At 61.0% G+C, this 15,734-nt stretch carries 7 protein-coding genes; 6 read left to right on the top strand and 1 reads right to left on the bottom strand.

The window, feature by feature from the left end; all coding sequences use genetic code 11:
* Window positions 1–10: 10 nt before the first annotated feature.
* The 4 genes from ABGM93_RS03075 to ABGM93_RS03060 are packed head-to-tail and all read left to right on the top strand — an operon-like array spanning window position 11 to window position 4,087.
* Complete coding sequence (locus ABGM93_RS03075) at window positions 11–697, top strand: ABC transporter ATP-binding protein (protein WP_321503380.1); 687 nt, start codon at window positions 11–13, stop codon at window positions 695–697.
* 2 nt (window positions 698–699) lie between these two features.
* Window positions 700–1,848 (top strand): FtsX-like permease family protein, encoded by a 1,149-nt coding sequence (locus ABGM93_RS03070; RefSeq protein ID WP_321503378.1) that lies wholly within the window; start codon window positions 700–702, stop codon window positions 1,846–1,848.
* A 6-nt stretch (window positions 1,849–1,854) separates the two neighbouring features.
* Window positions 1,855–3,045 (top strand): ABC transporter permease, encoded by a 1,191-nt coding sequence (locus ABGM93_RS03065; protein WP_321503377.1) that lies wholly within the window; start codon window positions 1,855–1,857, stop codon window positions 3,043–3,045.
* 31 nt (window positions 3,046–3,076) lie between these two features.
* Window positions 3,077–4,087, top strand: coding sequence for an LLM class flavin-dependent oxidoreductase (locus ABGM93_RS03060; RefSeq protein ID WP_321503375.1), 1,011 nt, complete (start codon window positions 3,077–3,079; stop codon window positions 4,085–4,087).
* Between the two features lie 414 nt (window positions 4,088–4,501).
* On the opposite strand, the gene ABGM93_RS03055 is transcribed toward ABGM93_RS03060, so the two are convergent.
* Window positions 4,502–12,808 carry a neuraminidase-like domain-containing protein gene (locus tag ABGM93_RS03055; protein ID WP_321503373.1) on the bottom strand — a complete coding sequence of 2,769 codons (8,307 nt, stop codon included), beginning with the start codon at window positions 12,806–12,808 and terminating at the stop codon, window positions 4,502–4,504.
* 225 nt (window positions 12,809–13,033) lie between these two features.
* On the opposite strand from ABGM93_RS03055, the gene ABGM93_RS03050 reads away from it, so the two are divergent.
* Window positions 13,034–13,621 (top strand): hypothetical protein, encoded by a 588-nt coding sequence (locus tag ABGM93_RS03050; protein WP_321503372.1) that lies wholly within the window; start codon window positions 13,034–13,036, stop codon window positions 13,619–13,621.
* Window positions 13,622–13,720: 99 nt separating this feature from the next.
* A complete protein-coding gene (locus ABGM93_RS03045) occupies window positions 13,721–15,628 on the top strand; it encodes a hypothetical protein (RefSeq protein WP_321503370.1) in 1,908 nt (635 codons plus the stop codon).
* Window positions 15,629–15,734 lie beyond the last annotated feature (106 nt).

Here is a 15,734-nt window from a genome sequence, read left to right as displayed (position 1 = left end):
CAATGCCGCAATGTCGGCCGGTCTGTCGCTGAATCAGGTTCGCAAGAGCTACCGCATTAGCAAGGAGGTCGTGACCATATTCGACGACCTCAACCTGGAAATCGCTCAGGGAGATTTTATCGCGGTGGTCGGACCATCGGGGTCAGGCAAGTCGACACTGCTGAATCTCATCGGCGGCATCGACCGCCCCGATTTTGGCGAGATCAGTTTCGCACATACCCGTCTCGACATGCTGAGCGAAGCCGAGCTGACCGCGTGGCGCGGCGCCAATGTCGGCTTCGTCTTCCAGTTCTACAATTTGATGCCGATGCTGAACGGGGCGCAGAACATCGAGCTGCCGCTGCTGCTCACCTCGCTGAACAGTCGGCAGCGGAGAGATCGGGTCCAGACGCTTCTTGAACTCGTCGGGCTAGAGGACCGGGGGCGACACCTTCCCTCCGAACTGTCGGGCGGCCAGCGCCAGCGCATCGGCATCGCAAGGGCTCTTGCCAGCGACCCCAAACTGCTTTTGTGCGACGAACCAACAGGCGATCTTGATCGGGAAACCGCCGACGACGCGCTGAAGGTCCTGCGCATTCTCAATGCTGAACTCGGCAAAACGATCGTCATGGTCACCCATGACGAGATCGCCTGCCACTCGGCCCGGACCGTCCTGCGGCTCGACAAGGGCCAGTTCGTCACACAGAGAGCCGCCTGACGATGACCAGGTTCACGCTCATCACGCGAAGCCTTCTGCGAAACCCCGGCAGAAGCGTCATGCTCGCCCTGACGATCGGACTGGCCTTCTTTGTCTATCTCATCATCGCCAGCTTCGAAGAGGGCTTCCACCCAGATTCCGGCAAGGCGCAACGCCTCATCGTCACCAGCAAGTCCGGAAGCGCCACCCCCTTGCCCATGGCCTATTTCGCACAGCTGCAGCAGATGCCACAAATCAGCCGGATAACGTTCACGGCGCGCAGCCGTGCCACGTATCGCCGTCAGGACAACTATCTCGGTCTGGTCGCCACCAATCCGGCAAGCTTCACGAACTTCGCCGGTTCCCAATACGTCTTCCCTCCCGACGCCGTGGCGGCGATGGAGGGATCACGCGATGGCGCGCTCGTCGGACGCAGCCTCGCCGATCAGGAAGGCTGGCAAGTTGGCCAGACGATCTCGCTCAACGCCTTCAGCTTCGAAACGCGCGAGCGGACACGGGATTTCTCGTTCACCATCGTCGGGATATTCGACTCCCGTCAGCCGATCGACACGCATTTCGTGATCGTGAATTACGATTACATCAACCTCGTGCGCACAACGAACAAGGACACGGTCTCCAGTTTCGGGCTCGTCCCCGCCGACGGGCAGCGGCTCGACGACATCATCATCGCCGTGGACGACGCCTTCGCGAATTCCGCTTATCCCACGCGAACCCAGACCGAGACCCAGTTCATGAAGGAGTTCGTGTCCCAGTTCGCCGACATCACGACCATCGTTCGGCTCATCACGACGGTCGGCTTTGCAACGATCCTGATGATCGTCGCCAACACGATGTACTTCGCCATGCGCGAGCGCACCCGGGAAATCGGCGTGTTCAAGATCATCGGATTTTCCAACTCGTTCATTTTCACCAGCATGCTGGCCGAGACGTTTCTTCTGTTTGGCCTGGGACTGGCACTGGCATACCCGACCGCATATGCGGCGGTCGCTGCCCTGAAGCAGCCACTGAGCCTCATCGTCCCCAGCATAAGTCTCACGCCCGCCATAGCACTGTCGGCGATCGCCATCGCCGCGGCGCTGGCCGCTTTCGCAGGCGGCATTCCAGCCTTCGGCGCGATGCGCATCCCGCCCCTTGCGGCCATGAAGGAGTGACAGGCAATGAGCGGCTTGATCCGACAGGCAAGCGCCCTTGCCGTCTCCAACCTCAAATCCATCCGACGCCGGTTCTGGCTATCGGCCTCGGCAGCCTTCTCTGTCGCCATGGTGGTGACGGTGCTGCTCGGCTTTCTCTCCATGTCGAACGGTTTCAGCAAAGCTCTTCTGACCGCCGGCGCGCCCGACATCGCCATCGCTTTGACCAAAGGCGCGGCGAGCGAGTTCGCCAGTCAGATCGAGATGGCGCAGATCCACCAACTCGACGCCGCACCGGGGATTGCCCGCGCACAACGTGGTCCGGTGATCTCGCCGGAGATCCTTGTTCCCGTGGACGGGCATGACCGCTCCAGTGGGTTGACGTCGAGCCTGTCGCTGCGCGGCATCGGAGGCTCGGGCCTGGAAGTGCGTCCGGGCATCACCCTGATCGAAGGACGCACGTTCCAGCCGGGCTCCAGCGAAATTATTGTCGGACGCCGCCTCAGGAAGGACTATATCGGCCTCGACGTCGGCGACGACGCCCGCTTCGGCCTCTCCAAATGGAAGGTGGTCGGGATCTTCGAAGCGGACGGGTCCGCGCTGGAATCCGAGATCCTCGGCGATCTGACCACCGTGCAAACCGTGTTCAACCGTCCCAACCAAATCCAGAGCGTCCGCGTCAGATTGTCGGATGAAGATGCTCTGGCCCGCTTCCAAAGCTTTGCGGAAACCAATCCGCTGGTTGACCTGTCGGTGCGCTCAGAACGGGAATATTTCGCCAGCATGGCCGAGCGCACGACAAACCTCATTCTCTATTTCGGTTGGCCGTTGGCCATCGTGATGGCTGCCGGTGCGATGATCGGCACGATGACGACGATGATGAGCTCCATCGCCGAGCGCAGAAAAGAGATCGCGACCGTCCGCGTCCTCGGCTTCTCGCGCAGCGCGACCTTCTTCGGAACGTGGGCGGAGGCAATGGTGACCACCATGGCGGGCTGTGTCCTCGGCCTTGCCTTCTCCGCCCTCGTGCTGAATGGCTGGAGTGCCTCCACGGTCACCTCCGACCAGCAACATATCGGCTTTGAGCTGATGCTGTCGCCCGGCCTCATGCTGCAGGCGGTCATCCTGTCGATATTGATCGGCGCCATCGGCGGCGGCCTGCCAGCTTTCAACGCCACGCGCATTCCGCTCACTGTCGCACTCGCGGGGCGCGACTGACGCCGGCCCTTGCACGTTTGGGAGATTGATTATGAAAGTGCTGACCACCGCCCCCACCTCCCTGCGGTACGAGCCCGCCACCTTCCTTGGCGAGGTCAGGCGTCTCGCCCGCTGGAACGAGGATGCGGGCATCGAGGGCATGCTGATCTACACCGACAACACCCTCATCGACCCCTGGACTGTCGCGCATGTGCTGCTGAGCGAAGGCAGCGGCCGCCTGCGGCCCCTTGTGGCCGTCCAGCCCCTCTACATGACGCCCTACGCCGCCGCCCGCATGATCTCATCACTCGCCTTCCTGCATGGCCGAGCGATGGACCTCAACATGGTTGCGGGCGGTTTCGTCAAGGACTTGCAGCAACTGGGCGACAACACGGAGCACGATGCCCGCTACGAGCGTCTGATCGAATACACACAGATCCTGCAAGCCCTGCTCAGCGGTGATAACGTGACCTTTGAAGGGGCCTATTACCGGGTCTCCAACCTGCGCCTCTCCCCCGCCCTGCCGCCGGAATTGATGCCGGGAATCTACCTGTCGGGCGCATCGCCGGCATGCGTTGAGGCGAGTGCCGCCCTGCGCGCCGTGCGCTTCAGCTACACCAAGCCGCCGGCAGAGCTGGAACCGCAGGCGCCCCTTCCCGGCGCCGGTCACCTCGGCCTGAGGATCGGCATTATCGCAAGAAAAACGGCGGAAGAGGCATGGCGAGAGGCTCTCGGCCGTTTCCCGCCCGACCGACGTGGCCAGTTGGCCCACCGCATCGCTCGCGGAACCACGGACTCCATCTGGCATCGACAGCTTTCCGCCTATGCCGACGAACTTCAAAACGCGCAAGACGGGATCTATTGGCTGCATCCCTTCCGCAACTACAAGACCTTCTGTCCCTATCTCGTCGGCACCTACGAAGAGGTTTCCTCCTATCTTCGCCGCTATGAGGCCCTGGGCTACAGCCACCTGATCCTGGACGTAGCGGCATCCGAGGAGGACCTGGCCCATACGATGACCTCCATCGAGGCCAGCCGCGCCGCGCTCGTTCCGGTCGCATAACCCGGATTGGGTCAACCGGCTCTTCGCCGAACCAAGTCGGCGCGCGGGACCCCGCAAACCAGTTTTGCAGGCCGCCGGCTTGAAACGGCATGCGGAGAGCAAAAAAAGCGCCTAATTTCAATTCCCTGCCGCGATTCCTTCGGTATTCGCATGCTTGTTATGGCGGGGGGGCGGTGTCGATAAGACGCCCTTTTGAGGTCTCACAATATTGGCCACAAGAGGCGGATCGGCCGGATCACGAAACAGGCCATGGTTCCCGGTCAAGCCGAACGCACGCGACAAGACACGTCGCTGGCGCCAGAGAGGGCGCTGGTACCAGAGATATGGAACGTGGCGCCATCTGCCGGGCCAGCCGCGCGGCATCGGCGCTCCCATACTGAGGACCTTCCAAGCCCGGCAAAACGGCGTCCCGGCTCACACCGGGAACACCTTCGCGTCATAGATCACCACCAATTCCACGTTGAGCAGCTTGGCCGGATCGATGAAGCCGTTTTCAAGAAGCGGAGCGATATCGGGCGATGTCAGATCGAAGGAAATCGTCCAGTCCCCCATCGCCTTGTCCGCCTTCCATGTCAGGGACCCGCTTTCCGAAATGCCATCGGTGAAACTGAGATCGATCGCCGTCTCGCGTCCCGCCGTCAGACTTGCGATCTGAGCCCCACCGGACAGGTTGACGCCCTCGGCAAGGTCGAGCTTCACCGTCACCGCGATGATCGTGGCGGACTGGTATCCGCTCACGAGCCTTGGATCGAAAGTCAGGACCAGATCCTGCGTGCTGGTGGTGGCATGGTTTTGGAGAAACGCCGTCCACGCCAGGGGTTGCTGGGCCGCTGCGCTGACATAGAAGCCGCCGCGATAGGGCGTCTTGGCCAAGAGGCCCTCAACGCTGGTGCGCAATCCCCCGTCAAAATAGGCGCTGTAGCGCAGCGTGATGATCACGTCCGACAGCGCCTCGAAATCGAAGTGATTGGTCGATTTCGGGATCTCCAGCTTCCAGGAGGAAACCGCCCCGGTATTCTCGAAGGGCAGATAGCGCTCGTCGGCGAAGTTCATGGTGAACAGGCCGGAATCGTCGATCCCGCCCGACAGCGCGATCATCTGGTTCGACTGCCAGTCGGTGCGAAGCCCGCTGGAAGGAGCACTGCCCTGTCCGGTCAGAAGGTATTTGACCACATTCGGATCGGGCGCGGTCACGACTTGGTTCTTGGTCTGGGTCAGCGTCGCCTTGATCTGCTCGTAGGGCCCGAGCAGGGCCGGAACCGAAACGGTGACCGCCTTGATCATGCGCGCATACTGGCCGGGATAGTCGTAGTCGAACAGCGCCTCGCTCAACGAGAACGCACAGGTTCCCGTGCTCTTCAACGCCAGCAACGCCTCCGGCGCGACATGGCCGAGCGAAATCGTCTTGACGATTTCAAGCATGCGCGTGTTTTCGGCCCGGTAGCTCGCCTCCATGCGGTTCAGATCCCCCAGCAGACCTTCGCCCGCCAGAAGCCCCTTATGGGCATCGTCGAAATAGTTGAAGCCGACAAAGGTCTGGTCGCTCAGAAGTTCGAACTGGTAGGCCGCCTGCGCCCGCCGGGCTTCCTCGATGGCCACCTGATAGGCCTGATAGTGAATGGTCGAAAGCCGCGAGGCCATCCACGCATAGAGCTGGCGATTGGTGAACTTGTCGTTCAGATACTCCGCGATCGCCTGGTTCTGCTCGATCTGGCGCTGAGTGATGGCAAGGTCCTGCTGGGCCTGCGCAAGCTGCTCCTCGGCCGCAGCAATGCTCTGCGTGATCTGTTCAACATCGTAACCGGCGGTCACCTGCTGGATCTGCCAATCCTGCTCACGACGCTGATAGCCCGCCACGGTCTGCGACATCTGCATTGTGAAATTGGCAATCTCCGCCCCCAGCTTGGCGACGCCCGCAGAGGCCTGGATCATATGGCCGAGCTGCTTGCCGCCATAGGTCATGGCAAAGGGAGAGCCGACCTGTGGCACGGCATAGCCGATGGCCGCCGCGGTCTCCAGCGTGGTCGCCACGAGATTGGCGACAAGCCCCACGCTCATCGCAGTTAACCCGACGATTTCACCCGGGCTCAGCCCCTCATCGATCAGGTGCTGGTAATGATCGTTGCGCGCCTGCGCGGACTGAAGCGAGGCATTGAGGGAGGCGATGGTGTAGGTCAGCTCCTGGATGCGCTGGGTCTTCATGGTGACCGTCATCTCGAGAATCTGGCCAGCCTGCGAGGTCTGGAGCTGGCTCAAGCCCTCGGCGTTTTCCTTCTCCAGCGCCGACAGAAGGCTCGCGCCAAAGGCGGAAACGCTCTGTGCCAGCTGCTTGGCAAGCGCGATGGTGCTGTCGAAGCGATAGGCCGGGATCGGGCCCGTCCCGGAACTGGCCACGGCTAGAACGTTGGAACCCGCCGCCGCCGCCTTGACCAGATCCAGCGGGTTTATCGGCGGCTGGAACAGCGCCAGCGTCCGCACCTGGCCCTTGATGTTCATCGAATGCTCGATCTTGAACAGGCGATCGTCGATCGTGTCCCAGTAGCCCATCAGCATGTCGTTGGGCGGAACGCAGAAATAGACGTTGAGATCGTTGAAGGCGTGCGACGTCATGGAAGGCATGGCGTTGCCATTGGACGTGGTGAACATCTCCAGATCGATGAGGAACTGAGGAATACCGCCGGGCTGGCCGGCATAGGCCTTCTGGATATCGGCAAAGGTCAGGGGGTCGGAGCCGGGGCATTCGCCCACATTCACCGGACGCGGGCCGAGGAGATCGCCGGCATAGACATAGAGCATCGTTGCCGCCGTGATGCTCTCCCAGCTGTCCTGCGTGAACAGCATGTCGCCCCATTTGATCAGGAGCTCCACATATTGCATCACCGTCGCCTTCTCGAAGGCGCCGATGCGCAACCGCGCGATCAGGTACGGATCGAAGGGATCGTCATTGTAGATCTCGATGCCGGGATTGTCGTCCGACAGGATCTCGCTCAACGATTTCAGCGTGTGGTTGCGGAACGGGAAGAACTGCCAGTAATGCGCCACAGGGCTGGACAGCTCGTAGTTCAGCAGGATCGCCTGAACCATGCCGATCTGTTCATCCGTCAGGCTTGCGGGTGCCTGGGAGAGGAAGCTCAGATCGGTTTGCGGGGTCAAGGCCGGGTTGACCCGTCCCTGTGGGGAAAGAACCGGTGCCGGCGGCGTCCCGATGGTGTTGCTTTGCAGGCTGGCAATGACATCGTTCGCCGTCGCCTGATTGATCTCCTGATTGGTCTGGGAAACGATCACATCGGCGGTGACGAATTCTTCCGGAACGGTCGGATTGAAGATGTAGTGAAGCCAGCTCATGCCATCTTCGTATTGCAGGCCGGTCTCCTGCATGTAGGCGATCAGCCGCGGGATATGAAAGAAGATCTCCCAGAAATACTCGCCATAAAGCCCGTCGAAATCGACCTGTGTGCCGTCAAGCGCGGTGGGGTAAATGACATTGGCGCTGTTCGGATCGAGCCGTGAGAAGGGCATTTCCGGCTGTACCGGATACCCTTGCATCGAGGTTTGCAGCAAGGCCGGGACACCGCCGGAAAACAGAGCCTGATTGAGTTTCGGAACCGCGGAAGTGCTCAGCCGCGTCACGGAATACTTGTAGTCCGAGGCCGCCGAGAATGCGCTGGTGTCGCCGCTGTTCTCATAGGTCAGCACCAGAGGGCGCGGCGCCTGCGCCAGCACCTGGTAGATCTGCGGCACCTGCATCGGGGTTATGTTCCGGTTGTTGATGTCATTGGACAGCATCTGGAATATGAAATTGGGCGAAAGCAGATCGTTCGAAACGCGCCCCATCCCGTCCACAACCGAATAGGTTTGCAATTGGGTGTAGATCGACGCGGACAGTGTCGGGTCAATGCCCAACCCCTTTCCGACAAAATACTCCTTTGTGATCATCGCGTTGTTGCAAAGGATATTGTAGATCACCCGCATCTGGGTGTCGCTCAGCTTCGGGTTCTGCAAGGTGGCGAGAAAGGTGGAGACGGTCTGGTAGGTGAGCGACGTATTGAAGACGCCGTCATCTATGACGTTGTAGGAATCCAGCAGCGTGTAGACATTTTCGGAATCCGAACTCGACAGCTGCTCGGGGCCGTTTTGCTGAGAAGTGTACTTCGTCACGAAGGACATCTCGTGGATCAGCGGCACGGCGGCGATGGTGCTGGAACTAAGTGAGGAGAAGACCGGCGCGAGCGGATCGGTCGCGGAGGTACTCTGCCGGGGCGCGAGCAGGAATGTCTCGCCACTTGAAAACAGGACCGCCGAGCCGGGCTGGTTGCGCACCGGTATGACTGTGGCGCTCATGATATCCTGACCGCTGAACAGCGTCGTGGAATCCAGCCCGGAGAACAGGGTTTTCTGAACATCCATGATCTGTTCGGCACTGAAGCCCAGCGGCACGAAAATGGATTTCAGCGTCTCGATCAGATCGGCGGCGGCAAGTGCGGCCGGATCAACTTTCGACTGCGCGGTGATGATGCCCGCCGCCTTCAGCGTGCTGAAGATGTTCGTCGCCGTGGCGCTGTCGATGGCGGGGGAGATGAAAAGCTGCGAGCCCATGGTCAGCCCGCCCGAATTTGCCATGGGCAGGTTCGCGGGATCGGCCACAAGTTGTCCGGACATGGGGACCGGCGTGGAGACCAGAACCACCTCTCCCACTGTCCCCGACAGCTGGACATCCACCGTTTTCAGGTCGTTCTTCGCGCGATATCCATCGAGCTGGATATCCTCGCGGTTGAACATCAGCACGCTGTCTTCCAGAAGGCCATCGATCACCAGCGCGCGCTGAACGGTGATATTGCCCGTCAGCTGGCCGAGCTGGGCGAAATTGTAGTGCTCCACCGTTTCCACGAGATTGCGATAGAAATCCAACGCGGATCCGCCCGAAGGAGGCGGCGCGCCCGGATCGACGACCTGCCCGCCGTCGATCACGCACGGTCCGTAGAAAACGGCGATCTTTTCCTTTGTCTGCAACTTTGGCGCAACGGGGAAATTCTGCGCCGTCAGGTGCAGAGCACCAGGCCGACGCCAGGCCGCGGAGGACATGTCGAAGAGGCCTGAGAAGATCTTGTTTTCGGCAAGCGGCACCTTGTCCGCGCCATTGGAATAGAAGAAAACCACCTCGTCGGCCGTCAGCGTCTGGGCCGAGGTCCACTTCCCCTGGACATTGATGAACGCGTAGCGCAGCGCCGCATTGTAGGTGATCGATTCCGTGGATTCGCTGCCCCCGCCCGTGGTGGGTTGAATGGTGGAGTTGTTTGTCGGCGTCAACTCGATCCAGAACAGGAACAACCGGTTGAAGGCATAAACCGGCGTAATGCTGTCGGCGTGAATTTGAACGTCGATCTTCTCCCATCCGGACCATGGGCGATTGTCGGTCTTGGCGCAGTAATAGTATTCGCGCGGATCGGTATCGGTGCGCGCGAAGACGAAGGTTGCCTCCACCTCCCCCCGCTTGGGATCATTGATCTTGCCACGGAACGTATCGACAGCGCGCAATTGCGCCGCTTCGAAGAAACTTCCCATGTAGGTCGTGAAGCACGCGTCTACATATTCGGGCGTGATCTTCGATTGGCGAAGATTGTCCTCCAGCGTGTTGAAAGGCACGGTGCCATTCGTCCGCAAGGACGGGATGAGATAGTTTTCCGGATAGACGAAGATCTGCCGGTTCGCTTCCCAGACCCTGTAATTCATCATCCAGGTCCACCAGACCGGAGCGATATCGACATCCTCCACGCCGGTTTCCAGCCGCAGCCGACAGCGCTGCAGATAGAGCTGGCTGGCGTTGAGCGCCTCCTTCAACACCGATATCTGCGTTTCCGGCCCCATGTCGACATCGATCAGCAGGAACTCGTAGACATTTCGCGAGGTGCGGATATCCGGATAGGTCGCGCGCAATTGCTGCTGGACCAAAGGCAGCAGCGCATCGCGCAGCGCGACATTGAGCCTGCTCTCGATATCAACCGCGACACTCGACCAGTCCTGCCCGTAACGCGCCTGCGCGACGGCCAACATCGCGCCCGAAGCTTCTGTGAACGCCGACCAGTTCGCCTTGGCGGGCTTGGTCGCCAGATCCACAAGCGAGGTCAGAAATCCGACCTCCGCCCCCGTATCCTTAACGACGGCAACGGCCTGCGAGAGCGCCGCGATCTGCAAGCCTTGCGGCGAGACAGAGCTCACCGGCCCCGAAAGGAGCGGCCCGGTGACGGATGGCGCCCAGTTCGTGGCCTCGAAAAGCTCCGCGAGCTGCGTTTCGAGCGGAACGGAGCTGCCGGGCTGGCTGTCGGCCAGATAGGTCAAAAGTTTGAACCGGACATCCCCCGTCCGCTTGATCGTCCCAGCGATGGCCGCGATCGCCGAAATGGCGGTCAGGTCGATCGTTGAATAGGAGGACGTCAGCCCGTAGGGCGCAGGCAGCACGGCCATGCTCTCCACGATCTCAGCCGCCAGAGACAGATCGGATTTCAGCACCAGCCAACGGGCGCACCATGCCAGAACCTCCGCGACATAGTCGGGATAGAGCGGCTTGCCCTGCGCATCGCAGGCCAGAAACCCTGCCTCCCAGTCTGCCGCCCCGGATGGCAGCGCCACCGCCGCGCGCGCCATGGCAAAGACCGGCACCATGGTTTGGGCCTGCTCGCCGAACAGAACCGCCACCTGGTCGGTAATCTGGCTTGCAGCCTCGGGCGCGGTCGCATCCGGCACCTGCTTGATCAGCGAGACCTGCCATTCCTCCACGCTTGTGGGATCGTAGGGGAGGCTCACATAGGCCGTGATCGTGCCGGACACGAGGTAGTCGACGTCATAGACCGACAGATTGAGCCCATCGAGAAGCATCAGGAGCGAGGTGATCGCCGAAACGTCATCGGCTGTCAGATCCGCCTTGGTCGCATCCGCCAGCCGCAAGACCAGCAGGTACTGCTCCATCGTCATCTGCGCCACGCCCTTCAACAGCGCATGACGATAAAGCGCGGAGATGGTGGCGACCCCCAGATCCGTCGCGCTGGCCGTGCCGAAGAGCGCTGTTCCCAGCGCATTCGCATCCGTCACACTCAAGCCAATGCCCGGCAACACGCGGTTGAGGGCGGCGAGATTGGCCGCGCTCGTATCGCCCGGCGTCCAGGTCAGAACCGTGTCGGTATAGGTGGAATTCAGCGGATTGCCTGCCGGATGATAGTGACCGACCTGGGCCACCAGTTGCGGCGTATTGAAGAGCTGGTCGAAGGGATCGAGCACGTCCGATCCCCCCGATCCGTAGGTCTTGATCGGACCGAACAGGCTCGCCGCCTGATCGAACGTGAAATCCTTGTGGCTCATGGCCTGACGGATCATCGAAATGACCCGCATGGCCGCCTGCGTGATGACCGGCGTCCCCCCGCTGGCCGCCACCCGCAAGGCCCAGTCCGCCTGTTGCGTCTCAAGCCCGACAACCTGCGCCAGCCGCATCAGGCGATTGATCGCATCAAGCGCCGGAGCCCCAAGGTTCTTCAGGCTCTCCCGCGCGCCGCTGGTATCAATCGAGACGACCGTTCCGCCGGACGTGCTGTTGATGAAGAAGTTGGCCTGAAGCCCCGCAGCGATCTCCGCATCGGACAGGTTCTGGTTCACCAGCGACAGGACCTGGCCGTAGTCGAGATCGTTGACAAGCTGGAATGTCTCCACATCCGCCAGGGAGCCGATATCGGCGGCCGCCACCCCGTAATAGGGAGCGACCTCCTGATCCGTTGCCGCCACGGTCGTGACAATGGTCTCGGTATCCTGCGTGAACCCGAGCCCGCGCGAAGAGACAAGATCCGCCGGCTGACGCCACGCCGCCAACAGATCCGCGTAGGACGACCCAAGGCGGCTCAACAGCCCCCGGATGCTCGAATCCGGCTGATTGAAGGGGGCACGGTTTGGATAGACAATCTCGCCGGCGAGCTTCTCGATAACCGCGTCATCGCTCAGGCCCTGCGGATTCAGCCCAAGCCCAGCCTGGTGAAGGAGCCGTTGGTTGACCAGCATCACATAGGGAACCAGCGTGTTGGTCGCTTCGCAGGTCAGCGGAATCTGCGCGATATCCGGGCGCCTTGCGTTGAAGGCCATCGCTGGGGGAATGGTGCTCTTGTTCGGCTCGGTGATGTACTCGTCGATGATCCGGTTCAGATCGACGAGATACGCGGCCGGGCCGAAAATCGACTTGCATTCCTCGCAGGAACAGTAGTCGAGCGTCCCGAACAGCTCCTGATAGCTCGGCAGGGCCTCAAAAGGCTGAGCGACCGCCGCCGACACATTCTCGAACCTGGAGCCGCGATAATGCGGCGAGGCGATCGCGCCATTGACCGTCGCCCAAAGATGCGCCGCCTTCGTGCGCACGGCCTCGGCCCGACGATGAATGGCGTCCGCCTCCTCGCTCGAAAGCCCGACCGAAGGCGCGATGGTCTTGCAGAAATGCCGCCGGGAGTGCCGTGCGATCTGATGCGCGGAATGATACCCCGCCCCCATCAGCGCTTCCACCTGCCCGCTCGTCCGCGCCACCCGCATCAGCCGCAGCACGGCCTGCGCGCTCGGCGCATTGAGGCCGGACCTTTCGGTCCTCAGTTCCTCCTGCGTCACGAAGGGATTGTATGACGACAAATCGATATGGCGATTTTCCGAAACGAATTCTTTTATCTGACCGGAACTTGCCGGGACAACCATTGTCATGACAAACACCCAACGTTCAATTTATAATATATAACGCAAATAAATAGACATTACATACAAACGCACTGCAAGCGCCCATATTACATTTATCGTAGTTCGTTTTTATTCCATGTAAATCGCTTTTTTCTATTTTACAACGCATTCTTTATGATATGATTCCCTCCAATACTTTATATCTCATTGATTTTTTCGCTTACCTTAGCCAATTTGGAATCTGGTTAGTTCATGCTGCAAAATCCGAAAACCGCTCCCGTGACGGCGGCAACAGCCGATATGGATGAAGGCTCCCTGCTGGATGAAGGGTCCTTGCTGGAGGAGCGCCGGACATTTTCGCAAATCCTCGGACTGGACGATCTGGTGAGCGAGGAGGTGATGATCGCCGCACTCACCCACAAGAGCTACGCGCAGAACCTGCTCGTCGCGCGCCGCTCCGCCCCGCATCTGGCCCGCCTCCTGCAAAACCCGCCCCAACCCGCACAGGAAAAGCGCATTCCCGCACTGGAGCTTGTCTCACGTGCGGCCACGTCGCTTGCGCGCTGGTCGGCGACCGGGTTTTCGACCGTCGACGAGGCGACCTACGCCAGGCGCCTTGAGGCTTGCCGGGCCTGTCCGAACCTGATCGCGCCGCCGGATCGACAAGCCACGCTCTACCGTCTGGCGGGCGCCGGTCAGGCGGAAAGGACGGTCTGTGCGAAATGCGGCTGCGTGGTGAAAAACAAGGCGCGACGCAGCACCGACACCTGCCCCGCACCCGACCCCGACAATCCGGGCCTGAATTTCTGGGGAGAGCCCCTTCCCGCTCCGGCCCGCTGACGCGCGCCACGAGGAACGCCCCACTCGCGTTGCGTCCCGAGGTCGGGGAAATATTCATTTATTCAATGCCTTAGAGGCACATTTCAGGGAGTTATTTCTATGGGTTACGATCCGCAAACCTGTTACAACAAGCTCACGCAGGCGGGCCTTACCCCCCTATGCGGCGTCGATGGAATGAGCCTGCAATATCACTGCGCGGACTTCATGGTGTCGTCGACCTATCACTCCATGTGCGCCGGCGCGAACCTGTATTTCCCGGTCAGCCAGGTCTGCTGTCACAACTCCAACAACAACGAATGGAAATGCAATCCGGACAAGATCATCCCGATCTGTACCGAGCTCCAGAGCAAGGACCCGGCCTGGGGGTTTCAGAACTGCTTCTGCTGTTGCGCCTGCTTCGCCTATGGCACCCTGATCGCCGTACCCGGCACCGGCCCGACAGGCAGCGAGACGGAGAAGATCCAGGACATCAAGCTTGGCTCCGAGGTTCTGGCCGCCAGCGTTGTCGGCACGTCGGGCAGCGGAATGACGCTGGAGTGGCGCCCGCAACTGGTGAGCTTCAGCGAGGGCGCCTCGGGCGGCCTGCCCGGACACCAGATCGAACAGCCGAACATGGTCTATATCGTCTACCTGCTGAAAGACGGATTGCATGACCTGATCGCGAGCACGGACCAACCGGTGCTACTGGCCTCAGGCAAGCTGGTGACGGCCAACACGCTTTATATCGGCGATGAACTGATCGACGCCGAGGGCAACCCGGTCCCGGTGATGCTCGTGTCCATCGGTTCCTATTTCGGCGGCGTGCATCACATCGGCACCGCCGCCCCAACCGACAATGGGGCCGATGGCCACCTGTTGCTCGCCGATGGCGTCGTGGTGGGGGACTTCGACCTCCAGATGAGCGCAGAAAGCAACGCCTCCCTGTTCGACACCGCGGACGAACGCTTCGAGATCGGCTCACGCGAATACGACGAGGCCTTTTCCCGCCGCTCAACCAAGGCGATGCGCAGCGACGCAAACATGACCTTCTCTGAGGATGGCTCGCAGGTCATTCCGGCGGATTCGAATTTCGCATCGAAGTTCAAGGTCTACGCACGCTCCTACGGCGCCTCCGAGGTGCCCACGGCCTACCAGGCCTTTTTCACGCAGGCAGAGTCGGAATCGATCCTTCAAAACGGCACCCAGATGCCGTTCAGCAATCCGGTTCCGCAATCGATGTTCAACTCGATCGCCCTTCAGCTGAAGGGGTTCTTCCCGGATATCAACTTCATCTACGACCCGACCAACATGCTGCCGAATGTCTACGCCTATGAGTATTTCGGCATGAAAATCGTCCGCATGACCGGTGGCTTCGCCCGCATGACCGGCATGAGCTATGAAGGCCTCTACATGGCCATGTCCTGGGGCGTGGCGGCCTTCTCGGGAACCGAACCGATGACCGCTGACGGCTTCACCGGGGTTGCAACCTGCGACTTCATCGCCTTCGGCACCATCTCCCGCCTCACCTGGATCGGTTCGGGCTGGATGGGATATGTCAGCAAGGCGATGCAGCAGTGGAACAGCGCGCTGTTCGACCAGATCGACCCCAAGCTCAAGGGGGGCAATCCGGAGGATCCGCTGCGCGATCCCTCTATCGATTGTCGCGTCGAGTCCATCCAGCGCGGCTTTACCGGCGGCTCCCTGCCGGCTTGCGCGGGCGGCTACCAGCCCCCCGATATCGCGCTTGAGCTTGCGACCTTGCGCGACGAGACGCACCTGCTCCTCACGTTCTCGCTTGGCCTGAAGCCCGAAAGCGCGACCGACATCGCGAATTACACCCTCGATCCGGCCATCGACGTCGTTTCCGCCACTCTCGACCCGATGAAGAACTTCCTTGTCACCCTGGAACTGGCCGAAGCGCCGGAGAAGGGCAAGACCTACACGGTCACGGCGGCGAACCTGAAATCGATCTATGACACGCCCCTCGACCCGGCGCGCAGTTCTGCGGATTTCGAAGCCGCGAGCTGACGTCCAGCGGATCGGCCGGCACACCCGGCCGATCCCCTTCTCGACATGAGCAGAAAGCGCCCGGCCCCAAGGCGCGGGACGTCAGGCCCTGCCCAAGCGAACAGGA

This window comes from Breoghania sp. (genome assembly GCF_963674635.1).
Taxonomy (GTDB): domain Bacteria; phylum Pseudomonadota; class Alphaproteobacteria; order Rhizobiales; family Stappiaceae; genus Breoghania.
The sequence above is the reverse complement of the archived record's forward strand: the minus strand, read 5'-3'. Positions and strand labels throughout refer to the sequence as shown.